Annotated in this window: 19 protein-coding genes; 13 read left to right on the top strand and 6 right to left on the bottom strand. The window is 62.6% G+C overall.

Annotation, left to right across the window (positions count from 1 at the left end):
* Nucleotides 1–23: 23 nt before the first annotated feature.
* On the bottom strand, nt 24–206 hold the full coding sequence (locus HCN50_RS22930; RefSeq protein WP_235977178.1) for a hypothetical protein: 183 nt from the start codon (nt 204–206) through the stop codon (nt 24–26).
* A gap of 377 nt (nt 207–583) precedes the next feature.
* Here HCN50_RS22930 and secE point away from each other — a divergent pair, with 377 nt between their 5' ends.
* The 5 genes from secE (at nt 584) to HCN50_RS22955 (ending at nt 3,658) form a co-directional block, all read left to right on the top strand.
* Nucleotides 584–775 (top strand): preprotein translocase subunit SecE, encoded by a 192-nt coding sequence (gene secE / locus HCN50_RS22935; protein WP_171712129.1) that lies wholly within the window; start codon nt 584–586, stop codon nt 773–775.
* 20 nt (nt 776–795) lie between these two features.
* Nucleotides 796–1,326 (top strand): transcription termination/antitermination protein NusG, encoded by a 531-nt coding sequence (gene nusG / locus HCN50_RS22940; RefSeq protein ID WP_057849226.1) that lies wholly within the window; start codon nt 796–798, stop codon nt 1,324–1,326.
* Between the two features lie 130 nt (nt 1,327–1,456).
* Nucleotides 1,457–1,885: a 50S ribosomal protein L11 gene (gene rplK, locus HCN50_RS22945; RefSeq protein WP_171712130.1), complete on the top strand. Its 429-nt coding sequence runs from the start codon at nt 1,457–1,459 to the stop codon at nt 1,883–1,885.
* Nucleotides 1,886–1,891: 6 nt separating this feature from the next.
* Nucleotides 1,892–2,584, top strand: a complete 693-nt coding sequence (gene rplA, locus HCN50_RS22950; protein ID WP_171712131.1) for a 50S ribosomal protein L1 — start codon at nt 1,892–1,894, stop codon at nt 2,582–2,584.
* A 117-nt stretch (nt 2,585–2,701) separates the two neighbouring features.
* Nucleotides 2,702–3,658 carry a 2-hydroxyacid dehydrogenase gene (locus HCN50_RS22955; protein WP_171712132.1) on the top strand — a complete coding sequence of 319 codons (957 nt, stop codon included), beginning with the start codon at nt 2,702–2,704 and terminating at the stop codon, nt 3,656–3,658.
* Here HCN50_RS22955 and HCN50_RS22960 read toward each other — a convergent pair.
* Nucleotides 3,634–4,296: a TetR/AcrR family transcriptional regulator gene (locus tag HCN50_RS22960; RefSeq protein ID WP_171712588.1), complete on the bottom strand. Its 663-nt coding sequence runs from the start codon at nt 4,294–4,296 to the stop codon at nt 3,634–3,636. The genes HCN50_RS22955 and HCN50_RS22960 overlap by 25 nt on opposite strands.
* A gap of 93 nt (nt 4,297–4,389) precedes the next feature.
* On the opposite strand from HCN50_RS22960, the gene HCN50_RS22965 reads away from it, so the two are divergent.
* A complete protein-coding gene (locus HCN50_RS22965) occupies nt 4,390–5,061 on the top strand; it encodes an O-methyltransferase (RefSeq protein ID WP_171712133.1) in 672 nt (223 codons plus the stop codon).
* Between the two features lie 11 nt (nt 5,062–5,072).
* On the opposite strand, the gene sigJ is transcribed toward HCN50_RS22965, so the two are convergent.
* The 3 genes from sigJ to HCN50_RS22980 are packed head-to-tail and all read right to left on the bottom strand — an operon-like array spanning nt 5,073 to nt 6,658.
* Nucleotides 5,073–5,960 carry an RNA polymerase sigma factor SigJ gene (sigJ, locus tag HCN50_RS22970; protein ID WP_171712135.1) on the bottom strand — a complete coding sequence of 296 codons (888 nt, stop codon included), beginning with the start codon at nt 5,958–5,960 and terminating at the stop codon, nt 5,073–5,075.
* Nucleotides 5,932–6,477, bottom strand: a complete 546-nt coding sequence (locus tag HCN50_RS22975) for a hypothetical protein (RefSeq protein ID WP_171712137.1) — start codon at nt 6,475–6,477, stop codon at nt 5,932–5,934. The genes sigJ and HCN50_RS22975 overlap by 29 nt, the downstream gene beginning before the upstream one ends.
* Nucleotides 6,470–6,658, bottom strand: a complete 189-nt coding sequence (locus HCN50_RS22980) for a hypothetical protein (protein ID WP_171712139.1) — start codon at nt 6,656–6,658, stop codon at nt 6,470–6,472. Before HCN50_RS22980 ends, HCN50_RS22975 begins: the two co-directional genes overlap by 8 nt.
* Nucleotides 6,659–7,476: 818 nt before the next feature.
* Between HCN50_RS22980 and rplJ the strand changes: the two genes are divergently transcribed.
* The 7 genes from rplJ to HCN50_RS23015 all read left to right on the top strand — a co-directional run bounded on the left by rplJ (nt 7,477) and on the right by HCN50_RS23015 (nt 22,964).
* A complete protein-coding gene (gene rplJ / locus HCN50_RS22985; protein WP_171712140.1) occupies nt 7,477–7,995 on the top strand; it encodes a 50S ribosomal protein L10 in 519 nt (172 codons plus the stop codon).
* A gap of 54 nt (nt 7,996–8,049) precedes the next feature.
* The gene (gene rplL, locus HCN50_RS22990) at nt 8,050–8,430 is read left to right on the top strand and encodes a 50S ribosomal protein L7/L12 (RefSeq protein WP_171712142.1); all 381 of its coding nucleotides are present in this window, start codon (nt 8,050–8,052) and stop codon (nt 8,428–8,430) included.
* Nucleotides 8,431–8,801: 371 nt separating this feature from the next.
* On the top strand, nt 8,802–12,920 hold the full coding sequence (gene rpoB, locus HCN50_RS22995; protein ID WP_171712144.1) for a DNA-directed RNA polymerase subunit beta: 4,119 nt from the start codon (nt 8,802–8,804) through the stop codon (nt 12,918–12,920).
* Between the two features lie 122 nt (nt 12,921–13,042).
* Entirely contained in the window at nt 13,043–17,242 is a 4,200-nt protein-coding gene (gene rpoC / locus HCN50_RS23000) for a DNA-directed RNA polymerase subunit beta' (protein WP_171712146.1), read from the top strand.
* A gap of 145 nt (nt 17,243–17,387) precedes the next feature.
* Nucleotides 17,388–18,485 carry a helix-turn-helix transcriptional regulator gene (locus HCN50_RS23005; RefSeq protein WP_171712148.1) on the top strand — a complete coding sequence of 366 codons (1,098 nt, stop codon included), beginning with the start codon at nt 17,388–17,390 and terminating at the stop codon, nt 18,483–18,485.
* A gap of 250 nt (nt 18,486–18,735) precedes the next feature.
* Complete coding sequence (locus HCN50_RS23010) at nt 18,736–20,790, top strand: FAD-dependent oxidoreductase (protein ID WP_171712149.1); 2,055 nt, start codon at nt 18,736–18,738, stop codon at nt 20,788–20,790.
* A 164-nt stretch (nt 20,791–20,954) separates the two neighbouring features.
* On the top strand, nt 20,955–22,964 hold the full coding sequence (locus HCN50_RS23015) for an ABC transporter ATP-binding protein (RefSeq protein ID WP_171712152.1): 2,010 nt from the start codon (nt 20,955–20,957) through the stop codon (nt 22,962–22,964).
* Here HCN50_RS23015 and HCN50_RS23020 read toward each other — a convergent pair.
* A complete protein-coding gene (locus HCN50_RS23020) occupies nt 22,919–24,130 on the bottom strand; it encodes an FAD-dependent oxidoreductase (protein ID WP_171712154.1) in 1,212 nt (403 codons plus the stop codon). The two genes, HCN50_RS23015 and HCN50_RS23020, sit on opposite strands and share 46 nt — an antisense overlap.
* Nucleotides 24,131–24,486: the final 356 nt, after the last annotated feature.

A 24,486-nucleotide genomic window follows, 5' to 3' on the forward strand; every position in this document is an offset into this window, starting at 1 on the left:
AATTCTTTCCTGCCGGGCCGCAACTAGCCGAAGAATGCGGATAGCATCGCGATGTCCGATCGGGCGGGAGCCTCGCCCCGCAGATCGGCATCGATTACCCGCCGGCACGCATCGACCGTGATGGTGTCGCCGAGGTCGTTCGCGGCGTCGAGAACGGTCCAGGCCGTCTCGCCCGAAAACCTCTCCTGATCTTGGCCCAACGCCATGGTCATTCCCTTATTGCCCCTCTTAGTGATCATGAGGATAGCCGACAGCGTTTAAGGACCAGATTGCGCTCTCGGGAGGATTTGATGCGAGCCAGTACCGGCTATTAACCAAGGGCTTTTCGCCGTCCGTGCCGACCTGCCGGAAATGACCCGGCGGGCGGCCCTCGGCACCCGTACCTTGACCTTTTGCCCGGCTGCCAGTAGATACCCGCTACCTGCTGCCGGCCCGTTTGACGGATATCCGGCGCGGCTTTGAATTCCCCCGAACAATCGAGCCCGCTTTTGCGGCTCATCCTTCGAGAGAGGGCTGGGCAGAAGAGGGCTGTTCGGATTCACTTTAAATCTCAATCGTCTCACGAAGGACGCGGTAACCAACGATGGCTTTCAGCCCGTTCAAATTCCTGCAGGAAGTGCGCTCGGAGACCGCCAAGGTCACCTGGCCGACGCGCCGCGAGACGACGATCACCACGATCATGGTGTTCGTGATGGTTGCATTGGCTTCGATCTTTTTCTTCCTGTCGGATTTGGTCATCCGCTACGTCGTCACTTTCCTGCTGGGCGTCCACTGATGAGCACCGGAACCCTTACGATGGACAAGCGCTGGTATATCGTTCACGCCTATTCGAATTTCGAGAAGAAGGTCGCGGAATCGATCCGCGAGCAGGCGAAGCAGCGCGGGCTCGAGGAACTGTTCGACCAGGTGCTGGTGCCGACCGAAAAGGTCACCGAAGTGCGCCGCGGCCGCAAGATCGACGCCGAGCGCAAGTTCTTTCCGGGCTATGTGCTGGTGAAGATGAAGCTTACCGACGAGGCGTTTCATCTCATCAAGAACACGCCCAAGGTAACCGGCTTCCTCGGCGCCGAAAACAAGCCGATGCCGATCTCCGAATCCGAAGCGATGCGGATCCTGCATCAGGTGCAGGAAGGCGTAGAACGTCCGAAGGCGTCGGTATCGTTCGAAATCGGCGAGAACGTCCGCGTGGCCGATGGTCCGTTTGCGTCGTTCTCCGGCGTGGTCGAGGAAATTGACGAGGCGCGTTCGCGCGTGAAGGTCGCGGTGTCGATCTTCGGCCGCGCCACGCCGGTCGAACTGGAATTCGGTCAGGTCGAGAAGGTCTGATCGGAGCGGCGCGAAGCTTGTCTTCGCGTCAACTAAGGCCGTGGGAGGAAGAGGGCGGTCGCCAACCGCGCTTCAACCGAACCACGGACCCTGAAACCGCCGGCCCCGGCCGGCACAACAGGAGTGATACATGGCAAAGAAAGTGACCGGATACCTGAAGCTTCAGGTCCCGGCCGGTGCGGCGAACCCGTCGCCCCCGATCGGTCCCGCGCTTGGTCAGCGCGGTCTCAACATCATGGAATTCTGCAAGGCGTTCAACGCGCAGACGCAGAAGGAAGAAAAGAACACCCCGATTCCGGTGGTCATCACCATCTATGCGGACCGTTCCTTCACCTTCGAGATGAAGACGCCGCCGATGTCCTACTTCCTCAAGCAGGCTGCCAAGATCCAGTCCGGCTCGAAAGCTCCGGGCCGCGACAAGGCCGGCAAGGTGACGAAGGCGCAGGTGCGCGAGATCGCCGAGAAGAAGATGAAGGATCTCAATTGCGATACCATCGAATCGGCCATGAAGATGGTCGAGGGCTCCGCCCGCTCGATGGGTCTGGAAGTTGCGGGGTAACGGGCCATGGCAATCGGAAAGCGTTTGAAGAAGGCCCGCGAGGGCATCGATCGCGAGAAGCTCTATCCGCTCGCGGATGCCATCAAGATGGTCAAGGAGCGCGCCAAGTCGAAGTTCGACGAGACGATCGAGATCGCGATCAATCTCGGCGTCGACCCGCGTCACGCCGACCAGATGGTTCGCGGCGTCGTCAACCTGCCGAACGGCACCGGCCGCACCTTGCGCGTCGGTGTGTTCGCGCGCGGGGCGAAAGCGGAAGAAGCCAAGGCTGCGGGCGCTGACGTCGTCGGCGCCGAAGATCTCGTCGAGAAGGTGCAGGGCGGCAACATCGATTTCGATCGCTGCATCGCCACCCCCGACATGATGCCGCTGGTGGGCCGCCTCGGTAAGGTGCTCGGCCCGCGCGGCATGATGCCGAACCCGAAGATCGGCACGGTGACGATGGACGTCACCTCTGCCGTGAAGGGCGCCAAGGGCGGCTCGGTCGAATTCCGTGTCGAGAAGGCCGGCATCGTGCAGGCCGGCGTCGGCAAGGCGTCGTTCTCCGAGGAGAAGCTGGTGCAGAACGTCAAGGCATTGGCGGATGCGGTCGCAAAGGCCAAGCCGGCCGGAGCCAAGGGTACCTACATCCAGCGGGTGGCGGTGTCCTCCACCATGGGCCCGGGCGTCAAGGTCGAGCCCGGCACGCTGCTCGGCTAGTTCGTGGCGGATTAAGTGAATTGCAAGGGCGGAATCGGGTGACCGATTCCGCCCTTTGAGTTTGACCTCGCAGTTCGTAATCGTCGCGCCGCCGGACTTGGCAAGAAGGAAAAACAAATGCCCGAGAAAGTCCTGATCTATTCGCGTTTCCCAAAAGCGCAGATGGAGCGCTTCGGTGAACGTTTTGAACTCCTGAACGCCGCGGGCAAGCCTCCAAATGAAGTGTTCTCCGCCGAACAACTCGCCGACATTCGCGCGCTGATCACGGCGGGGGGCACGCCGCTGCGCGCCGAAGCGATGGACATGATGCCGAAATTGGGCGCGATCATCTGCTACGGCACCGGTTATGACGGCGTGGATCTCGATGCCGCGGCAAAGCGCAACATCGCCGTCGGCCACAGCCCCGGCGCGAATGCAGCCTCTGTGGCGGACATCGCGGTCACGCTGATGCTGGCGGCGACGCGGCGTCTGCTCGTGGCCGACCACTACGTGCGGGGCGGCAGTTGGGCGGCGGCAAAGCCTTCGCCGATGATGCGCCCGCAGGCGGGCATGCTCGGCCGCAGAATAGGCGTCTACGGCATGGGCGAGATCGGGCGCAAGATCGCGGCGCGCGTCGCGGCCTTCGAGACCGAGGTCGGCTATTTCAGCCGCCGCCGGCACGACGTTCCCTATCAATATTTTTCAACGCTCGATGCGCTGGCCCAATGGTGCAGTGTCCTGATGATTGCGGTGCGGGCGGGGGCGGATACCCATCACGTCGTCAATGCCGACATCCTGCGCAAGCTCGGCAAGGACGGGTACGTCATCAACATTTCGCGCGGCTCGGTCATCGATCAGCCAGCGTTGGTCGCGGCGCTGAGCGACCAGACCATCGCCGGCGCGGGCCTCGACGTCTACGCAAAGGAGCCGCATGCGCCGGACGCCCTGATGGCGCTGCCCAATGTCGTGCTCTCGCCCCATATCGGCGGCCATACGCTGGAATCGCATGTGGCGATGCAGAACTGCGTGCTGGCCAATCTCGACGCGTTCTTCGCCGGCAAACCGCTCGCTTACCCCGTGACGTCAAGCTCCTGATCGTCTCCGCGGTGCGCGAGCCCTTTGAGGTAGGCGCAAAACATATCCGCCATGGCGTCGGCATAGGTCTCGATCTCGGCAGGGGTTCGAGGACTTTCCGAAAACTGCTTTCCCACCGCGCTGAGCGTCGTTGTGATCAGCTCACCGACCAGTGCACGCGTCACCTCCGAGGCTTCGGGCAGCGCTTCCTGCATGAAGAGCCGGACGGTGCGGTCTCCCGACGCCCTCGCTTCGTGCGCCTCCGGCGCATCGCGGTAGAGCGGGGCAGCGTCATCGAGTGCGACACGCACCGGGGCCTCATCGCATTCCGAACGGATGAAGGCGTGGACCAGCGTACGCAGCCGTTCGAGCGGCGGTCTCCGGACGTCTTCAAGGATGCCGCGCAGCAGCTCGGTCGTCTGGAGCCATTCGTCGCTTTGGAGGCGGAAGAGGATCGCCGCCTTGTTCGGGAAGTATTGATACAGCGATCCGACGCTGACGCCGGCCTTCTCGGCCACCCGCGCCGTGGTGAAGCGTTGCGCTCCTTCCTTCGCCAAAACCTGAACAGCAGCATCCAGGATCGCCGCGACGAGCTCGGTCGAGCGGGCCTGTTGGGGCCGTTTTCGCGAGGAAACTGAAGGGCTTCGACGATCGGTCATCAGGAGCGGCGGGAATGCGATTAGAAAACGCGAATGATTAGTCGTATTTTTAATCCGGCGCAAGAACGCGCTCACCCCAGACCGGAGACCTGCATGACTACCCTGACCACCACCCCGCTCGCACCCCTGTTGGATCGCCTGTTCGAAGAGGCCCATGCGGCCTCGGCGGAGACCGAGGCAGCCGTGGCCGACCTCTCGCACGAAGCCCGGGCGCGCATGACGCGAAGCAAGACCGATTACCACGACCTCTATGTGCGTTTGAAGAATGCGCCGCTCGCCATCTCACGACAGACCGGCGCGCTGCTCTATATGCTGGCGCGAAGCGCTCGCGCGCGGACGATCGTTGAGTTCGGGACCTCGTTCGGCATCTCGACCCTGCATCTCGCCGCGGCGCTGCGGGACAATGGCGGCGGCCGCTTGATCACCAGCGAGTTCGAGCCATCCAAGGTGGCGCGGGCCCGCGACAATTTGAGCTCCGGCGATCTCATCGACCTCGTGGAGATCCGGGAAGGGGACGCCCTGCAGACGCTCAGCGCCGATCTTCCCGATGCGATCGACCTGCTGCTGCTCGACGGGGCCAAAGCGCTCTATCCGGAAATCCTGAGCCTGGTCGAGAGCCGCCTTCGGCCGGGTGCCTTAATCGTCGCCGACAATGCCGATGACAGCCCCGATTATCTGGCGCGCGTGCGCGCGCCGGCCAGCGGCTATCTCTCCACGCCATTCGGCGAGGACGTCGAGCTATCCATGCGGATCGGTTCCTGCTGACCGATCCGCATTCAACTGGGGCGCGGCGCGTGACGCAGCTTGTCGGGATTGCGAACGACATAGATCGCGGCGATTTTCTCGCCGTCGATCGCCATGCTCAGGGTGAGGTCGAGTTCGTCATCCAGATAGAGCAGGGCGCCGATCGCGCCGTTGATGACAGCCGGCTCGACGCGGACCTCCTGGCCGGCGGTCGTGCCGGCGATGCCGACGAAGAAGCGCGCGACCTTGTCTTTCCCGACAATCGGATTGCGCGCTGCGAATTTGCGGCCGCCGCCGTCGGTGATCGCAACCGCGTCCTCGCGCAGCAATTCAGCCAGCCGGCTGACATCGCCGCTGGCAACCGCTTCGCTGAAAGCACGCAGGAGGCGCGCGTGATTGTCCGGCGCGGCCGCGGGTAGCGGACGGTTGGCACGCACCGCCCGGCGGGCACGCGAGGCAAGTTGACGGCAGGCGGCCTCGCTATGGTCGAGCATCGCTGCGATTTCGGAAAACGGCGTGTCGAACACGTCGTGAAGCAGGAACGCCGCCCGCTCCATCGGAGAAAGCCGGTCCAACGCCAGCAACAAGGCGAACGATAGGTCGTCAGCCAGTTCGGTGGCGGCGTCGGCCGACAGACTTTCCGCGTCGAACACGGGCTCCGGAAGCCAAGGACCGATATAGATCTCCCGCTGCGCCTTGGCACTCTTCAGGCGGTCGAGACAAAGCCGGGTCACGGCGGTGACGAGAAAGGCCTCTGCGTTGTGCACGTCCTGCGCGCCGGCAAAGCGCAGATAGGCGTCCTGGACGACGTCTTCCGCGTCGCTGCGGCTGCCGAGCATGCGATAGGCGAGCCCAAGCAGGCGCCCGCGATAGGGCGCCAGCGGATCACTGTCATGCGGCCTGCTTGACGACGTCGACATTGTGTCCACTCACGCTGACGCGGCGGCACTCCTTGGCATAGCCGAGGCCCGCCTTCACCATCGGGAACATGCGGCCCAGTTGCAGCGCCAGCGTGAGATCTATCACGCCTTTCTGGCCCCATTGGGCCCGGACGGCATCGCGAAACTCGTCCTCCTCGGAAGCCCGGCGCACCACGGCGTCGGCGAACCGGAAGCCAAGCGTGGTCGCGTCATTCATTGCCCGGGGATCGCGGCGGAGCACCGCCTCGATCTGGTCCTTCGCCATGCCGGCCTCCAGCGCCATGTCGACGATCAGTTGTGTGCAGGGGCCGCAGTCCTCGGCCAATGCGCCGACGATCTTGGCTGCGAAACTCGCGTCGACCGGGACCGACTCGCGGTGGGCAGCCGCCTTCATGAGGGGCGCAAACTTGAAGAAGGCGGAAGGGGAGACGTTCAGTATCATTTCGAGATAGCTGACGTCATAACCAAACCGCTTGGCAAAGGCGCGCAGGCTGCGGCGCGCGATCCAACTACGCATGATGTTCTCCTTGGTTGGGGAAGGCGGAATAGAGAGCGATTGCCGATGGCAGCACGATCGCGAGCAGGTCGAAGGCCGGGTAGCGGCTGTGGCCGCCTGCCATGATGATCAGATGAAGCAGGGCATGGACGGCCAGGAACCCGGCGCCCGCGACGGCGGCCGGCCAGTACTCGGCCGCCATGCCCGCGCGGCCAGCGCCAGGCCCGCAACGACGAACGCGGCGCCGATGTCCTGGACAAAATGTGGATTATAGGGACCGGTATCGGTCACGCCGGGCACGGTTTCGTACCAGAGGCGGCCGGCCGCAAGCATGGCCAGCCCATTTAGGACCGTAGGTATTGCGAGAATTGCCGCCAGCGGACGCCGCATGGGAACCTCCTGCGGCCAAGACGAGCCAGATGAGCCCGTTGTGACGGAACGCGTTAGAATTTTCGGATTTCGGGCGAAAAATATTTGCGGCGGCCGATGAGTAAGTTGGTGTGAATTTTGCTCTTGGCAAGCCGGGTGAGATTCGGTAAACAACCGCTTCCGGGCGTGCTGGCCGTTGCTGGCACGTCTGTGCACGCATTCCGAAAACCAGACACGGTAGGAGATCATTCCTTTCAGGACATCCGCTTGGATTGCTCGAAAGGAAGGAAAACTCATCGCTTCGGTGGGATGCGGCAGGGGTCCTTCGGCTTGCCGGATGACCTCGATCCTGTCCGAGACTGCAGGCGCCCGCGAAGAAATACAAGTTTCTCCAACGGCTTAATTTCACGGCCTGCATAGACGGGTGAAGACCGGATTTCGCCTTAACGCCGCCTCCCGCGGCGCCATGGCTGATTTGGTTCGAACCTCGACACCCCGCGCCATCTGGTTCGGGAGGGCAGGCTTTTAAGATGTCGTCTGCCCGGCGTGTCCTGAAGACTGGTGTCTTGAGGTCAGGTTTTGGGTGAGACGACGGGTGCAACCCGGTGGTCTCGCTCGTAAGCGAAGGCCGCCAACCGGAGAGAGCTTGCTGTGGAAAGAGCGGCAAAAAAGGACGCGGTTGAAGCGCTGAACGGGGTCTTCAAGACCACGGGCGTCGCGATCGTGGCTCACTATTCCGGCCTCACCGTAGCCCAGATGCAGAAGCTGCGCATGCAGATGAAGCAGGCGGGCGCGTCGGTGAAGGTCTCGAAAAACCGTCTCGCCAAAATTGCTCTTGAAGGCACTGACGTCGTTGCCATCGGCTCCCTGTTGAAGGGGCCGACCGTGATCGCCACTTCGAACGATCCGGTAGCGGCGCCGAAGGTTGCCATCGAATTCGCCAAGGCGAACGAGAAGTTCGTCATTCTCGGCGGCTCGATGGGTAAAACCGTCCTGGATGTGAACGGCGTGAAGGCGCTTGCCTCGCTGCCGTCGCTGGACGAACTGCGCGGCAAGCTTGTCGGCCTCATCGTGGCGCCGGCGACCAAGATTGCGCAGCTCTCCACCGCGCCCGCGGCCAAGCTCGCGCGCGTCATTCAGGCTCATGCCTCAAAGGGCGAAGCGGCCTGACCCTTCGCTAATCTCAAACCTGGTTCGAAACCAAACGTTTAAGGAAATAGATCAATGGCTGACTTGCAGAAAATCGTCGACGACCTCTCGAGCCTCACCGTGCTCGAAGCCGCCGAACTCGCGAAGCTCCTCGAAGAGAAGTGGGGCGTTTCGGCCGCTGCGGCTGTGGCCGTGGCCGGTCCCGCCGCTGGTGGCGGTGGCGCTGCCGCTCCGGCTGAAGAAAAGACCGACTTCACCGTCGTGCTGGCCGCCGCCGGCGACAAGAAGATCGAAGTCATCAAGGAAGTCCGCGCCATCACCGGCCTGGGCCTGAAGGAAGCCAAGGACCTCGTCGAAGGCGCTCCGAAGCCGCTGAAGGAAGGCGTGAACAAGGAAGAAGCCGACAAGATCAAGGCCCAGCTCGAAAAGGCCGGCGCCAAGGTTGAGCTGAAGTAAGCGTAGTACACAGAAAAGTGTGGGGATTCGCGGGGTTAGCCCCTCGAATCTCCACGATTCCGCCGCCATATCGTGGCGGCAGCAGGAAAACGCGGCAGGCGGTGGGGACGGCAGGGTTCCCGACGTAAGCCGTTGGGAGACAGTCAGATTTCGGGCTTTTTCAGTCCGTGAAGCCACCAGTTATGACGGGCGGGTGCGGTCATGCGCCCCGCGCGTCGTTTTGCGTTTTGAAGGTCTAAAGTGCGGGTTCAGGACTTAATTCCTGAAATTGGGCTTTGTTCCTTTTGAGCGGTTCGAAATTCAACCCGGGGGCGATGGCAGTCGCGCTTCGGAAGGTTCGCCCACAAGGGCGACGAAAATGAGAGGCCACGATGGCACAGCAGACATTCACCGGTCGCAAACGTGTTCGCAAGTTCTTCGGACACATCAAGGAAGTCGCCGAGATGCCGAACCTCATCGAGGTTCAGAAGGCGTCTTACGACCAGTTCCTGATGGTCGATGAACCCCCCGGCGGCCGGCTGGACGAAGGCCTGCAGGCGGTGTTCCGCTCGGTATTCCCGATCTCGGACTTCTCGGGCACCTCGATGCTCGAATTCGTCCGCTATGAATTCGAGCCGCCGAAATACGACGTCGACGAGTGCCGCCAGCGCGGCATGACCTATGCTGCGCCGCTCAAGGTGACGCTGCGCCTGATCGTGTTCGATATCGACGAGGAAACCGGCGCCAAGTCGGTGAAGGACATCAAGGAGCAGGACGTCTACATGGGCGACATCCCGCTCATGACCATGAACGGCACCTTCGTCGTCAACGGCACCGAGCGCGTCATCGTTTCGCAGATGCACCGTTCGCCCGGCGTGTTCTTCGACCACGACAAGGGCAAGACCCATTCGTCCGGCAAGCTGTTGTTTGCCGCGCGCGTGATTCCGTATCGCGGTTCCTGGCTCGACATCGAGTTCGACGCCAAGGACATCGTGTTCGCGCGCATCGACCGCCGCCGCAAGATCCCCGTGACCTCGCTGATGTATGCGCTCGGTCTGGACGGCGAGCAGATCCTTTCGACCTTCTACAAGAAGATCAACTACAAGCGCGCCAAGGACGGCTGGCGCGTGCCGTTCGACGCCACCCGTTTCCGCGGCTACTCGACCATCAACGACCTGATCGACGCCGATACCGGCAAGGTGGTGCTCGAGGCCGGCAAGAAGCTGACCGTGCGCGCGGCACGCCAGTTGCAGGAAAAGGGCCTCAAGGCGCTGCGGATGTCGGACGAGGAATTGATCGGCAATTACCTCGCCGAGGATCTCGTCAATCCGAAGACCGGTGAAATCTATGCTGAAGCCGGCGAAGAGCTCACCGAGAAGTCGCTGAAGGCGCTCAACGAGCAGGGCTACAAGGAGCTGCCGCTGCTCGACATCGACCACGTCAATGTCGGCGCCTACATCCGCAACACGCTGCATGCCGACAAGAACATGACGCGTGAAGATGCGCTGTTCGACATCTATCGCGTGATGCGCCCGGGCGAGCCGCCGACGCTCGACTCGGCCCAGACCATGTTCCAGTCGCTGTTCTTCGACGCCGAGCGCTACGACCTGTCCGCGGTCGGCCGCGTCAAGATGAACATGCGCCTCGAGCTGGACGCGCCCGATACCCATCGCACGCTGCGCAAGGAAGACATCCTGGCCGTCATCAAGACGCTGGTCGACTTGCGCGACGGCAAGGGCGAGATCGACGACATCGACCATCTCGGCAACCGCCGTGTGCGTTCGGTCGGCGAATTGATGGAGAACCAGTACCGCATCGGCCTGCTCCGCATGGAGCGCGCGATCAAGGAGCGCATGTCGAGCGTCGACATCGACACCGTGATGCCGCAGGACCTGATCAACGCCAAGCCGGCGGCTGCCGCGGTGCGCGAGTTCTTCGGCTCCTCGCAGCTCTCGCAGTTCATGGACCAGACCAACCCGCTGTCGGAGATCACCCACAAGCGACGTCTGTCGGCGTTGGGGCCGGGCGGTCTGACGCGCGAGCGCGCCGGCTTCGAGGTGCGCGACGTGCATCCGACGCATTACGGCCGCATCTGCCCGATCGAGACGCCGGAAGGTCCGAACATCGGCCTGATCAACTCGCTGGCGACGTTCGCACGCGTCAACAAATACGGCTTCGTCGAGACGCCCTATCGCAAGGTGAAGGACGGCCGCGTCACCGACGAGGTCGTGTATCTCTCGGCGATGGAGGAGGGCCGTTATCGCGTGGCGCAGGCCAACGTGCCGCTCGACGCCAAGGGCCGCTTCACCGAAGACCTGATCGTCTGCCGTCACGCCGGCGAAGTGCTGCCGATCACGCCGGACAAGGTCGACTATATGGACGTGTCGCCGAAGCAGCTCGTTTCGGTCGCCGCGGCACTGATCCCGTTCCTCGAGAACGACGACGCCAACCGCGCGCTGATGGGCTCGAACATGCAGCGCCAGGCGGTGCCGCTGGTTCGCGCCGAGGCGCCGTTCGTCGGCACCGGCATGGAAGGCGTCGTGGCCCGTGACTCCGGTGCTGCGATCGCCGCCCGCCGTTCCGGCGTGGTCGACCAGATCGACGCCACCCGCGTCGTGATCCGCGCCACCGAAGATCTCGATCCGACCAAGTCGGGCGTCGATATCTACCGGCTGATGAAGTACCAGCGCTCGAACCAGTCGACCTGCATCAACCAGCGTCCGCTGGTGAAGGTCGGCGATACCGTCAAGAAGGGCGACATCATCGCCGACGGTCCCTCGACCGATCTCGGCGAGCTCGCGCTCGGCCGCAACGTGCTGGTCGCGTTCATGCCGTGGAACGGCTACAACTTCGAAGACTCGATCCTGCTCTCCGAGCGGATCGTGAAGGACGACGTCTTCACCTCGATCCACATCGAGGAGTTCGAGGTGATGGCCCGCGACACCAAGCTGGGGCCTGAGGAAATCACCCGCGACATTCCGAACGTCTCGGAAGAAGCGCTGAAGAACCTCGACGAAGCCGGCATCGTCTATATCGGCGCCGAAGTCCGCGCCGGCGACATCCTGGTCGGCAAGATCACGCCGAAGGGCGAAAGCCCGATGACGCCGGAAGAAAAGCTCTTGCGCGCCATCTTCGGCGAAAAGGCCTCCGACGTCCGCGATACCTCGCTGCGCGTGCCTCCGGGCGTGCAGGGCACGATCGTGGAAGTGCGCGTGTTCAACCGCCACGGCGTCGACAAGGACGAACGTGCGCTGGCGATCGAGCGGGAAGAGATCGAGCGTCTGGCCAAGGACCGCGACGACGAGCAGGCGATCCTCGACCGCAACGTCTATGGCCGCCTCGCCGATCTCCTGGAGAACCGCCAGGGCATCGCAGGTCCCAAGGGCTTCAAGAAGGACACCAAGATCACGCGCGCCGTGCTCGAGGAGTATCCGAAGTCGCAGTGGTGGATGTTTGCATCACCAAACGACAAGCTGATGGCCGAAATCGAGGCCATGCGGAAGCAGTACGACGAATCGAAGAAGGGCCTCGAACAGCGCTTCCTCGACAAGGTCGAAAAGCTGCAGCGCGGTGACGAATTGCCGCCCGGCGTGATGAAGATGGTCAAGGTCTTCGTCGCGGTGAAGCGCAAGATCCAGCCCGGCGACAAGATGGCCGGCCGTCACGGCAACAAGGGCGTGGTGTCCAAGATCGTGCCGATCGAGGACATGCCGTTCCTCGAGGACGGCACGCATGCGGATATCGTGCTCAATCCGCTCGGTGTGCCTTCGCGCATGAACGTCGGCCAGATTCTGGAGACGCATCTCGGCTGGGCCTGCGCGGGTCTCGGCAAGCGCATCGGCCAGACCATCGACGCCTATTATCAGAAGCAGGACCTCAAGCCGCTGCGCGAGACCCTGAAGAAGATCTATGGCGACGACGAGACCATCAAGACGTTGAACGACAACGAGCTCGTGGAGCTTGGCAGGAATCTGAGCCACGGCGTGCCGATCGCGACGCCGGTGTTCGACGGCGCCAAGGAAGCCGACATCGAGGAGATGCTGAAGCTTGCGGGCTTCGACGCCTCCGGCCAGTCGACCGTCTATGACGGCCGCACCGGCGATGCGTTCGATCGCCGAGTCACGGTGGGCTATATCTACATGCTCAAGCTGCACCATCTGGTCGACGACAAGATCCATGCGCGTTCGATCGGTCCGTACTCGCTCGTCACCCAGCAGCCGCTGGGCGGCAAGGCGCAGTTCGGCGGCCAGCGTTTCGGCGAAATGGAGGTGTGGGCGCTGGAAGCTTACGGCGCGGCCTACACGCTGCAGGAAATGCTGACCGTGAAGTCGGACGACGTCGCCGGCCGCACCAAGGTGTACGAGGCGATCGTGCGCGGCGACGACACGTTCGAGGCGGGTATCCCGGAATCGTTCAACGTGCTGGTCAAGGAAATGCGCTCGCTCGGCCTCAACGTCGACCTGCACAATTCCAAGATGGGACCGGCGCCGACGTCCGAGGCGGCCGAGTAACACGAGGATTTCATGCCCGGCGAATCGCCGGGCATTCGCGCTCCGCTCGGACGTTGAGCGGGGCGCGCTCCAAAGAGTTTCGAATTTGCTGCCGGTGACGACCGGCACGCGAGGAGAAGACGATGAACCAAGAAATTATGAATCTCTTCAATCCGACGACTCCGGCGCAGGTCTTCGACCAGATCCGGATCTCGATTGCGTCCCCGGAGAAGATTCTGTCCTGGTCGTACGGCGAGATCAAGAAGCCGGAGACCATCAACTACCGGACCTTCAAGCCGGAGCGCGACGGCCTGTTCTGTGCCCGCATCTTCGGGCCGATCAAGGACTACGAGTGCTTGTGCGGCAAGTACAAGCGGATGAAGTACAAGGGCATCATCTGCGAAAAGTGCTCGGTCGAGGTGACGCTGTCGCGTGTCCGGCGCGAGCGCATGGGCCATATCGAACTGGCGGCCCCCGTTGCCCACATCTGGTTCCTGAAGTCGCTGCCGTCGCGCATCGGCCTTCTGCTAGACATGACGCTGAAGGATCTCGAGCGCATCCTGTACTTCGAGTACTACGTCGTGCTGGAGCCGGGCCTGACCGCGCTCAAGGACCGTCAGCTCTTGTCGGAAGACGAGTATCTGAAGGCGCAGGACGAATACGGTCAGGACAGCTTCACCGCCATGATCGGCGCGGAAGCGATCCGCGAGCTGTTGAAGGGGCTTGAGCTCGAAAAGCTCGAGCAGTCCCTGCGTGCCGAGATGCAGGAGACCGAGTCCGACATCAAGCACAAGAAGCTGGCCAAGCGCCTGAAGATCGTCGAGGCCTTCCGCTATTCCGGCAACAAGCCGGAGTGGATGATCCTGACCGTGGTGCCTGTGATTCCGCCGGACCTGCGTCCGCTGGTGCCGCTCGACGGCGGCCGCTTTGCGACATCCGACCTCAACGACCTCTACCGCCGCGTCATCAACCGCAACAACCGTCTGAAGCGGCTGATGGAGCTGCGCGCGCCCGACATCATCATCCGCAACGAAAAGCGCATGTTGCAGGAGGCCGTCGACGCGCTGTTCGACAACGGCCGCCGCGGTCGCGTCATCACCGGCGCCAACAAGCGTCCGTTGAAGTCGCTGGCCGACATGCTCAAGGGTAAGCAGGGCCGCTTCCGGCAGAACCTGCTCGGCAAGCGCGTCGACTATTCCGGCCGCTCGGTGATCGTGGTCGGTCCCGAACTGCGCCTGCATCAGTGCGGCCTGCCGAAGAAGATGGCGCTCGAACTGTTCAAGCCGTTCATCTATTCGCGGCTCGACGCCAAGGGCCTGTCCACCACCGTGAAGCAGGCGAAGAAGCTCGTCGAGAAGGAGCGTCCCGAGGTCTGGGACATCCTGGACGAGGTGATCCGCGAGCACCCGGTGCTGCTCAACCGCGCGCCGACGCTGCATCGTCTCGGCATTCAGGCGTTCGAGCCGGTGCTGATCGAGGGCAAGGCGATCCAGCTCCATCCGCTGGTTTGCGCCGCGTTCAACGCCGACTTCGACGGCGACCAGATGGCCGTGCACGTTCCGCTGTCGCTCGAAGCGCAGTTGGAAGCGCGCGTCCTGATGATGTCGACCAACAACATCCTGCATCCCGCGAACGGTCAGCCGATCATCGTGCCGTCGCAGGACATCGTGCTCGGTCTCTACTATCTCTCGATCATGCGTGAAGGGCTGCCCGGCGAGGGCAAGATCTTCGGCGACATGGCCGAGCTCGAGCACGCCCTGCATTCGAAGGTCATCCACCTCCACACCAAGATCAAGTACCGGTGGGAGGGCACCGACGAGGACGGCAAGGCGACCAAGCGCTGGATCGAGACCACCGCGGGCCGCGTGATGCTCGGCAACGTGCTGCCGAAGCACGCGAGGATTTCGTACGACATCATCAACAAGCTGATGACCAAGCGCGAAATCTCCGGCGTGATCGACCAGGTCTACCGTCACTGCGGCCAAAAGGAGACCGTGATCTTCTGCGACCGCATCATGGCGCTCGGCTTCTACAATGCGTTCAAGGCCGGCATCTCGTTCGGCAAGGACGACATGGTCGTGCCGCACGGCAAGTGGAAGATCGTCGAGACCACCCGTACGTTGGCGAAGGACTTCGAGCAGCAGTACAATGACGGCCTGATCACCCATGGCGAGAAATACAACAAGGTCGTCGACGCGTGGTCGAAGGCGACCGAGGAAATCGCCAAGGAAATGATGAAGGAGATTTCGGCGACCAAGAAGACGCCGAAGGGCGCCGACGCCGACATCAACTCGATCTACATGATGGCGCATTCCGGCGCGCGTGGTTCGCCGGCCCAGATGCGTCAGCTCGCCGGCATGCGCGGCCTGATGGCCAAGCCGTCGGGCGAGATCATCGAGACGCCGATCATTTCCAACTTCAAGGAAGGCCTGTCGGTGCTCGAATACTTCAACTCGACCCACGGCGCCCGCAAGGGCCTCGCGGACACCGCGTTGAAGACCGCGAACTCGGGGTACCTGACCCGCCGTCTGGTCGACGTGGCGCAGGACTGCATCATCACGTCCGACGACTGCGGTACCAAGCTTGGCATCAAGATGCGCGCAATCGTCGATGCCGGCACCGTCGTGGCTTCGCTCGCCTCACGCATCCTCGGCCGCGTGGCCTGCGATGACGTGCGCGATCCGGCCTCGAACAAGGTGATTATCAAGCGTGGTACGCTGATGGAGGAGTCGCATGTCGACGCCATCCAGCAGGCCGGCATCCAGGAAGTAAAGATCCGCTCGGCACTGACCTGCGAACTCGTCAACGGCATCTGCGGCAAGTGCTACGGCCGCGATCTGGCCCGCGGCACGCCGGTCAACCACGGCGAGGCGGTCGGCGTCATCGCCGCGCAGTCGATCGGTGAACCCGGCACGCAGCTTACGATGCGCACGTTCCACATCGGCGGCGCGGCGCAGATCAACGAGCAGTCGTTCGTCGAATCGAACTTCGAAGGCAAGGTCACCATCAAGAACAAGTCGATCGCCCGAAACAGCGAAGGCCATTTGATCGCGATGGTTCGCAACATGGTCGTTGCGATCGTCGATGCCGACGGAACCGAACGTGCGACCCACCGCATCCAGTACGGCGCGCGCATGCACGTCGACGAAGGCGACATGGTCAAGCGCGGCCAGCGCATCGCGGAATGGGATCCGTACACCCGTCCGGTTCTCACCGAAGTCGAGGGCACCATCGGCTTCGAGGATCTGGTGGAAGGGCAGTCGATCTCGGAAACGCTCGACGAATCAACCGGTATCGCCAAGCGCGTCGTCATCGACTGGCGCGCGTCGCGGGGCGGGGCCGATCTGCGTCCGGCGATCGTCGTCAAGGGCAAGGACGGCAAGGTGCTCAAGCTGGCCCGTGGCGGCGATGCCCGCTACATGCTGTCGGTCGACGCCATTCTCTCGGTGGATACCGGCGCGAAGGTCAAGGCCGGCGACATCCTGGCGCGTATCTCCACGGAGAGCGCCAAGACGCGTGACATCACCGGCGGTCTGCCGCGGGTGGCCGAGCTGTTCGAGGCCCGCAAGCCGAAGGACGCGGCGATCATCGCGGAAATCGCGGGCACCATCCGGTTCGGCCGCGACTACAAGAACAAGCGTCGCATCTCGATCGAGCCGATGGACAAGACCGAGGAGCCGCGCGAGTACCTGATCCCGAAGGGCAAGCACATCCATCTGCAGGACGGCGACATCGTCGAAAAGGGCGATTTCATCGTCGAAGGCAATCCGGCGCCGCACGACATCCTGGCGATCAAGGGCATCGAGGAACTCGCTGCCTATCTGGTCAACGAAATCCAGGAGGTCTACCGGCTGCAGGGCGTGCTCATCAACGACAAGCACATCGAGGTGATTGTCCGTCAAATGCTGCAGAAGGTCGAGATCACCGACCAGGGCGACACCGACATGATCTCGGGCGAGCAGGTCGACAAGATCGAGTTCGATGCGCTCAACCTGAAGGCAAAGGAAGAGGGCAAGAAGCCCGCCACGGGAACGCCGGTCCTGCTCGGCATCACCAAGGCGAGCCTGCAGACCCGCTCGTTCTTCTCGGCGGCCTCGTTCCAGGAGACCACCCGCGTGCTCACCGAAGCCGCGGTCAACGGCAAGGTGGACCCGCTGGAAGGCCTCAAGGAGAACGTCATCGTCGGCCGGCTGATCCCGGCGGGCACCGGCGCCTCGATGGCCAAGATCCGCGAAGTGGCAGTCAAGCGCGACCGGCTGATCCTCGACGAGCGCGAGAAGCAGGCGGCGATCGTGCCGACCGCTCCGGAAGCGGAACCGCTGGCGCTGCCGCCGGCGGAATAGGCTTCATTCCGATCGACAAGAAAGCCGGCTGCCAAGCCGGCTTTTTCTTTTGCGGCAAGGGATAGCAGGCTTCACCCCCACGGGTGACGCCTGCTATCACTCAGGGAATGGCATCCTGCCATAACCGGAATAGTTGCAATTCCTCATGAGCGATTTGGCTCATCTTGAACCCCTGATCGACCGTATCTACGAGGCGGGGCTCATTCCCTCCCTTTGGCCGGCTGTGCTCGGCGAACTCGGTGCGGCGGTCGGCGGCAATGGCGGCTTTCTGTTCGGTGTGCGCGACGGCTATGTCAGCGCGGTCAATTCCGTCGAATATGACCAGCTCATGCCCGTTTTCATGAAAGACGGATGGAGCGAGCGCGACCCGAATCTGCCGCGCGCCCTTGCCCTCAATCGTGCGGGCTTCGTCACCGACTATGACCTCCTTTCCGAGCAGGAGATCGCGACCAACGAGGTCTATTGCAACTTTTACCGCAAGCACGGCATCGGCTACCGGGCCGGTACGATCATTTCGATGCCGAGCGGCGATTCAATCGCGATCGTGATGCCGCGGCATCAGGATAACGGCCCGGTGCCGCAAGAGGTGGTCGATCTGCTGGATGGACTGCGGCCGCATCTGGCCCGGGCCTCCCTCGCGGCAAACCGTCTTGGCTTCGAGCGCGCACGTGCCCAGGTTGATGCGCTGCAGGGGTTGGGACTGCCGGGCGCGGTGCTGCGCGGAGCCGGCCAGGTGTTCGCGGCTAACGGCTTGTTCGATGCACTGATGCCTTCGCTGTTCCAGGATCGCGCGCAACGCGTGACGGTAACGGATGTCGCCGCGGACACGCTGCTGGCCGAAGCGCTCGATATGCTGCCGCTTGCCGGCGGCCGGACGGTGAAATCCATCCCGGTTGCCGCGACAGCGGCGCACGTGCCGATGGTGCTGCATGTCGTCCCAGTGCGCGGTTCCGCACGCGATATGTTCACGCAGGCTAGCGCGCTACTGGTCGTGACACCGGTCGACCGCGCTGCGGTGCCGACCGCGGAAGTCCTGCAAGGCCTGTTCGACTTGACGCCAGCGGAGGCGCGCGTGGCGCGGGGCATCGGCCGGGCCGAAACCCTCGACGCGCTCGCCGATGCGACCGGCGTCAACCGGGAAACGGTGCGCAGCCAGCTCAAGGCGGTGCTGTCGAAGACCGGTCTGTCGCGCCAGCAGGAGCTTGTCAGCCTGCTCGCCGGCAAGGCGCTCCGGGGCGGCTAGATCGCACGCACCGGATTTATACGGGGCGGAAAGGCCACACTTCCCGCCTGCGGAATAAGGCTTCCGCAAGAATACGGTGCGAAGACAAACGGCCGGCACAAGCCGGCCTTTTTGCTGCTTTCTTTCATTGCTGCGTTGCAAGGACCCTGCTTTGTTCATCTTCCCTTCAGGGTGAAAAGCGCTTTTGCTAATGCGGTTTAGACCGGCTGATTTCCTATAGGCAGGGGAGCCGGAGGGCGACGGAACAGACATGTTGAATCTTGCAATCGTAGGCGGCGGCCCGGGCGGGCTGATGAGTGCCTGGTACTTGAAGAAAAAGCTCGGTGATCTATGTCGCGTTACGATCTACGAGGCGTCCGACCGCCTCGGCGGCAAGATTGTCTCTCGCAAATTCGATTCCGCGCCGGCGATGTATGAGGCGGGGGTTGCCGAAATCTACGATTATTCGATGACCGGCCCGGATCCCCTACGGGAACTGATCCAGCATTTCGGCCTGCAGACCATACCGATGGACGCCGAGCAGGTGCACATCGACGGCGAGCTGCTCAGCGACGTGCAGGGCATGCGCCGCAAGTATGGTGAGAAGACCGCGGCTGCGATCGAGGCGTTCCGCAAGCGCTGCACCGAGATGGTATCGCCGATCGAATATTACGAAGGCGTCGGCGCCCACGACAACGAGCACCCTTGGGCCTACATGTCCTGCGAGGAGGTATTGGACAAGGAAGTCGCCGATCCGACCGCCAAGCGCTTCTTCAAGGTAATGGCGCGTTCCGATATCGCGACCGAAAGCCACAATACCAATGGCCTGAATGCGCTGAAGAATTTCGTGATGGATGTCGACGGCTATATCAGCCTGTATTCGATCCAGAACGGCAATGAGCAGTTGATCGAATGTCTGCGCTCGGAAGTCGACGCCGACATCCACCTCAATCACCGCGTGCTTAAAGTCGGAAAGACCCCCGCCGGCCGCTATCAGCTCAACATGATGAACGGGAAGGGGCCGGAGACACGGGATTTCGATCTGGTGCTGATGTGTCTGCCGCATTCCTGGCTCGCCACCATGCGCTGGGACGGCGAAGAGCTGCGCAAGTCGATGGTCAAGCACGTCGCCTATTTCGACCGTCCGGCGCACTATCTGAGAGTTTCGATCCTGTTCGACGAACCGTTCTGGGGCGAGAAGATCCAGGGCGCCTGGTTCATGTCGGAAGCGTTCGGCGGCTGCTGCGTTTACAACGAGGGTGCCCGCCACGACGTCGGCAAGCACGGCGTGCTCAACTGGCTGATCGCGGGCTCGGACGCGCTGGCGTTTGCCAATCTCAGTGACCAGGAACTGATCGATGCCGCGCTGAAATCGCTGCCGGCGTCTTTCGGCAACGCCCGCGATCATTTCATGGAAGGCAAAATCCACCGCTGGTTGTCGTCGGTGAACGCATTGCCCGGAGGCCTCCCGGTGCGCGACGTCATGACCAACCATCGCCCCGAGCCGAAAGAGCATCCGGGGATCGTCGTCGTTGGTGACTATCTGTTCGATTCGACCCTCAACGGTTTGCTCGATTCCTCCGACGCAGCCACCGACATCATTTTGACCGAGATGATGCGGCTGCGCCGCGCCCGCGCCCAACAAGGCGTGCCATCGTCCGACAAGATCGACCGCAGCTATTTCGAGAATTACCGCGGCGTCGGTCCCTACAGCGAAGTCTGGAACCAGTTTACCGATCCGGCCTATCTGACGGAATTGATCAAGATCGTCTGGAACCGGGCGAAGGGTTACAAGCTGCTTGTTGCAGGCTCCGCCAGTGGCGAACTGGTCGGTGCACTGCGTGAGCGCGGCATCGATGCCTGGGGCATCGAGAACAACCGGGCGATCCACGCCAAGACGCCGAAGGCGCTCAAGAAGTTCAACAAGCTCGGCTCCATCCTCGATACGCCGTTCAAGGATAACGAATTCGATTTCGTGTTCGAGACCAGCCTCTGTCACGTTTCCGAAAAGCAGGTCCCGCGGGCGGTGCGCGAACTCAACCGCGTCGTGAAGACCGGAGTGGTGTTCGGTTCAGTGACGTCGGACATGGCACCGGCGCTGATCGACCGTTACGACCTGCTGCGCGGCGTGAAGAAGCTCGGCACCTGGTGGGAATGGTCCGAACTGTTCTTCGGCAATGGATTCGATCTCGCGATGCACCGCCGCGACTGCACCGATGCGGTGTGGGCGGCGACACTGGCGGCCAACAAGGGGCCGGGGCAGTGGTACGCCGACGCCGACAGCCTGCGCTATTCGTTCTTCGACAAGGTTGAAGCAGACGATTGAGCGCCGGGCGGTTGTATTGAGGCGTGACCGCTTCCCGCAAGCAGGGCCGGTCACGCCAAGGGTTTGCCGAATTGATCCCGATCGCATAGAATCGGTGCGGTAGCGCTCACCGCTGCCACGTTCGATTTTGCGGTCATGCCGGCCGTGCAGCATCGGTTGGTTTCATGGCGCCCAAGCCTCCTTCTTCGGATGATCAGAATCCCGCTCCGGCTGATGATCCTGAGCTCGCCAAGAAGCTCGCGCCGGAAGCGGCCACCCCTGTTCCCGGCACCAAGGTGGCCGGTGCTCCCGCCGACGATGACAAGGACGACGAGAACGAGCTGGAGCTCGACGACGAGGATGATGACGAGGATCTCGTCGTCTTCACCGCCAAGGAAGCCGCCGGCGCGATGGCGACCATCCTCGCCTTCGTCAGGCCCTATCTCGGCAACTACAGGAGGCTGTTCGCCTTCGTGACCTTCGGCGTTCTCGTCGAGACGCTGTTCAACGTGATCATGCCCCTAAGCCTGAAATTTTTGATCGACGACGCGCTCGGCGAAGAGGATTTTCAGGCGCTCTACAAGATCCTTGGCGTGCTCGCGGCTGCCGGCATCATCACCTCGATCATTGCCGTCTGGTACGAGCGCTGGGATGCGCGGCTGGCCGCCTGCATCATTGCCGATGTGCGGACGCGGCTGTTCGAGCACGTCCAGAACCTGCCGTCATCATACTTTGCCCGCACCAAGCGCGGCGAGATCCTCTCGCGCTTCTCGATCGACCTTGCGGCCTTCGAAGGATCGGTCAAGACGTTCGCCAACAGCGCGGCCTTGCCGTTCCTGGAGCTGGTCGCCGGCATCATCCTGATGCTGTTCCTCAACTGGCAGCTTGCGGCGGTAGCGCTACTGGTGTTTCCGATCACCCTGATCGGGCCCCGAATCCTGACGCCAAAGGCGGTGCAGGCGAATTACGAGCAGAAGCTGAACGAGGCGGCGCTGCTCGCCACGGTGCAGGAAAACGTGGCGGCGCAGGCGGTGATCAAGGCGTTTAGCCTGCAGCGCCGCACGCTCGGCTGGTTCACCATGCGCAACCAGGATGTGCGCATCAAAACCGCCTCCGCCGTCTTCCTCTCGACCATGGTGGAACGCACTGTCACCATCGCGGTGCTGTTGCTGCATCTCGTGGTGCTGGCGATCGGCGCCTATCTTGCCACCAAGGGCCAGATCACCATCGGCACTTTCGTCACCTTCGAGAGCGCGTTCTGGGAGGTGTCCTACAACATCGCTCATCTGATGCATTTCATTCCGGTGTCGATCCAATCGGCGGCCGCGGTGCGGCACATCCAGGAGCTGCTGGATGAGCCGACCCGCGGCGCCGACCGGCCCGGCGCGCCGGATTTGCCGCCGATCACCAATGATATCGCCTTCGAGCGCGTTACCTTTGCCTACGAAGGCAGCGAGACGCCGGTGCTCGACAATTTCAGCCTCAAGCTCAGCGTCGGGAAGCGCATCGCGATCGTAGGTCCGAGCGGCTCGGGCAAGAGCACGCTGCTCAATTTGATCCTGCGCCTTTACACGCCGGACGAGGGACGGGTGGCGATCGACGGCGTCGATATCCGCCGAGTGACCCGCGAATCGCTGCGCCGGGGCATGGCGATCGTGTTTCAGGAGAACATGCTGTTCAACATGTCGATCCGGGAGAACATCCGGCTCGGCAAGGAAGGCGCCACCGATGAGGAGGTTGAGGAGGCCGCGCGCAAGGCCGAGATTCACCGCTACATCATGAGCCTGCCGCAGAAATACGACACGCCGGTCGGCGAGCGCGGCGACACGCTGTCGGGCGGCCAGCGCCAGCGCATCGCGATCGCGCGCGCGATCATCCGCAATCCCGCGCTGCTATTGCTCGATGAAGCGACCTCGGCGCTCGACCAGACCACGGAAGCTGCGATCAACCGCACGCTTCTGAAGGTGGCGGAGGGACGCACCATGATCTGGTCGACGCACCGCCTGACCTCGGTGGTCGAGATGGACGAGATCATCGTGATCTCAGGCGGCAGGGCGATCGAGCGCGGCTCGCATGCGCAATTGCTCGCGGCCAATGGCGTCTATCGCAAGCTCTGGGACGACCAAGGCCATACGCCGCACAACGCCGCTCAGACCGACGACAATGATGACGATGATGACGATGAGGAGGAGTGAGCAGGGCGGTTTGACCCCGCGCTGATCCGCTTGCGGATCCGCCGCAAGGCGCCTTCGCCGAACCACGCCAGGAAGCGCGCCCAGCGCTGCGCCCGCCAGTACAACCCATTCTCGACCGTAACCTTGCGAAAGCTGATGGCTTTGGCCATCGACCAATCATCGCAGGCCCGCTTGACCGGATCGTCGTAGAAGGAAGCGATCTTGTCCTCGCCCATGCCTTCGGTTGCAAGCCAGGCGGGGATGTGGACGTTGCAGAGCTGGGCGACGTCGGTAAATACCTTGTCGGTGCCGGTTCCGGTCACCGGGCAGGTCGCCGCAAAGGCGTCGCCGACCAGAACGACGCCCGCTTGGCAATAGCCGGTTGAGACATAGAGATCGGCCGTCCGGATCTTGACGTCGCTGGTAACAGCGTATTCGCCGGTGATCCGGCGCAGCCTGGGCAGCGCGGCGTTCATGGTCTCGACCGGCCTGTGCCGCATTTCGCGCAGCCACGGGTCCTCGACCTCGCGGTAGACAAAAAGATTGGCCCGCATCCGCTTGCCGATTGGGAACAGCGTCACATAAGCGACGCGCTCCGTGGTCCGTTCTGAAAAGTAGGTCAGGGCGGGAAATTCGAAGGCCGGCCGGCCCACCGGCGCCATGTCAAATCCAATCGAGATGGAATGGTTGGTGCTGATGACCCGACGCTCGATACCGAGATTGCGGCGCAGTCCGACACTCAGTCCGTTGGCCAGGATCACCAGCCGCGCCGAGATGGTTTCGCCATCGGACAGCGTGAGTTTCTGCCGCTCAGCGCTGGTCGCGACGTCGGTCACCTTGGCGTAGACGAATTCGGCGGGGGCTGGGATCTCGGCGCGGACGGCGGTAATCAGCGCGTCGTACATGATGCCGTATTGGCGGCTCGGCTTCCTGTCGAGCAGGTAGCCGAATCGCGCGATCCAGTTTTCGCCGTCATGAGTGGCCGAGCGAAGCACCGAATCGGCGATTCCGGTCTGGTAGAAGCGGCCGACCTGTTCATCGCCGCTGATTTTTTCGACCCGGAAGTCGAATGGATAGACCCGATGGGGATCGATCAGAACAGTCGGAATTCCCGCACGTCCGAGCATGGCGGCCGCGGTCGAGCCGGCAAGGCCGCCCCCGATGATCGCAATGTCGGTGTATTTCATCTGGAATCTCAGCCGGGGTGCGACACTTTTGCACCTGGAAAGGCAAACAAAGTCTTAGTCGGGAAAAACTGGAACCGAAGATTGGGTGTTTTGACGATATTTGCCCGGGTATAATAGGGCGACTCCGGTAAGTCTCCGGAGGGCAGGTCGCGCTACTTCGGACTTTCGGAATTTGCGGCAAACGCTGAATCCGCAGACGCCATAGGCATTTCCAGCGTTGTCCTTTTGCTTGACTTAGCTATCCACCGCTTATAGAAGACGGCCACTTAACGACAGGCGGTGAGCAACGCCAGCGTCGGAACGGAACACCCTTTCAAATCCTTATGGACTGAGACGGGCACCAACCTCGACGAATG

Origin of the sequence: Bradyrhizobium archetypum (genome assembly GCF_013114835.1) — a bacterium.
GTDB classification, from domain to species: domain Bacteria; phylum Pseudomonadota; class Alphaproteobacteria; order Rhizobiales; family Xanthobacteraceae; genus Bradyrhizobium; species Bradyrhizobium archetypum.

Coding starts and splice junctions, on each gene's coding strand:
- HCN50_RS22975 (WP_171712137.1), bottom strand. CDS start 6,477: ATGCGTAGTTGGATCGCGCGCCGCAGCCTGCGCGCCTTTGCCAAGCGG.
- HCN50_RS23020 (WP_171712154.1), bottom strand. CDS start 24,130: ATGAAATACACCGACATTGCGATCATCGGGGGCGGCCTTGCCGGCTCG.
- nusG (WP_057849226.1), top strand. CDS start 796: ATGGACAAGCGCTGGTATATCGTTCACGCCTATTCGAATTTCGAGAAG.
- HCN50_RS22960 (WP_171712588.1), bottom strand. CDS start 4,296: ATGACCGATCGTCGAAGCCCTTCAGTTTCCTCGCGAAAACGGCCCCAA.
- HCN50_RS22955 (WP_171712132.1), top strand. CDS start 2,702: ATGCCCGAGAAAGTCCTGATCTATTCGCGTTTCCCAAAAGCGCAGATG.
- HCN50_RS22965 (WP_171712133.1), top strand. CDS start 4,390: ATGACTACCCTGACCACCACCCCGCTCGCACCCCTGTTGGATCGCCTG.
- sigJ (WP_171712135.1), bottom strand. CDS start 5,960: ATGTCGACGTCGTCAAGCAGGCCGCATGACAGTGATCCGCTGGCGCCC.
- rplA (WP_171712131.1), top strand. CDS start 1,892: ATGGCAATCGGAAAGCGTTTGAAGAAGGCCCGCGAGGGCATCGATCGC.
- HCN50_RS22930 (WP_235977178.1), bottom strand. CDS start 206: ATGGCGTTGGGCCAAGATCAGGAGAGGTTTTCGGGCGAGACGGCCTGG.
- secE (WP_171712129.1), top strand. CDS start 584: ATGGCTTTCAGCCCGTTCAAATTCCTGCAGGAAGTGCGCTCGGAGACC.
- HCN50_RS23005 (WP_171712148.1), top strand. CDS start 17,388: ATGAGCGATTTGGCTCATCTTGAACCCCTGATCGACCGTATCTACGAG.
- rplK (WP_171712130.1), top strand. CDS start 1,457: ATGGCAAAGAAAGTGACCGGATACCTGAAGCTTCAGGTCCCGGCCGGT.
- rpoB (WP_171712144.1), top strand. CDS start 8,802: ATGGCACAGCAGACATTCACCGGTCGCAAACGTGTTCGCAAGTTCTTC.
- HCN50_RS22980 (WP_171712139.1), bottom strand. CDS start 6,658: ATGGCGGCCGAGTACTGGCCGGCCGCCGTCGCGGGCGCCGGGTTCCTG.
- rpoC (WP_171712146.1), top strand. CDS start 13,043: ATGAACCAAGAAATTATGAATCTCTTCAATCCGACGACTCCGGCGCAG.
- HCN50_RS23015 (WP_171712152.1), top strand. CDS start 20,955: ATGGCGCCCAAGCCTCCTTCTTCGGATGATCAGAATCCCGCTCCGGCT.
- HCN50_RS23010 (WP_171712149.1), top strand. CDS start 18,736: ATGTTGAATCTTGCAATCGTAGGCGGCGGCCCGGGCGGGCTGATGAGT.
- rplL (WP_171712142.1), top strand. CDS start 8,050: ATGGCTGACTTGCAGAAAATCGTCGACGACCTCTCGAGCCTCACCGTG.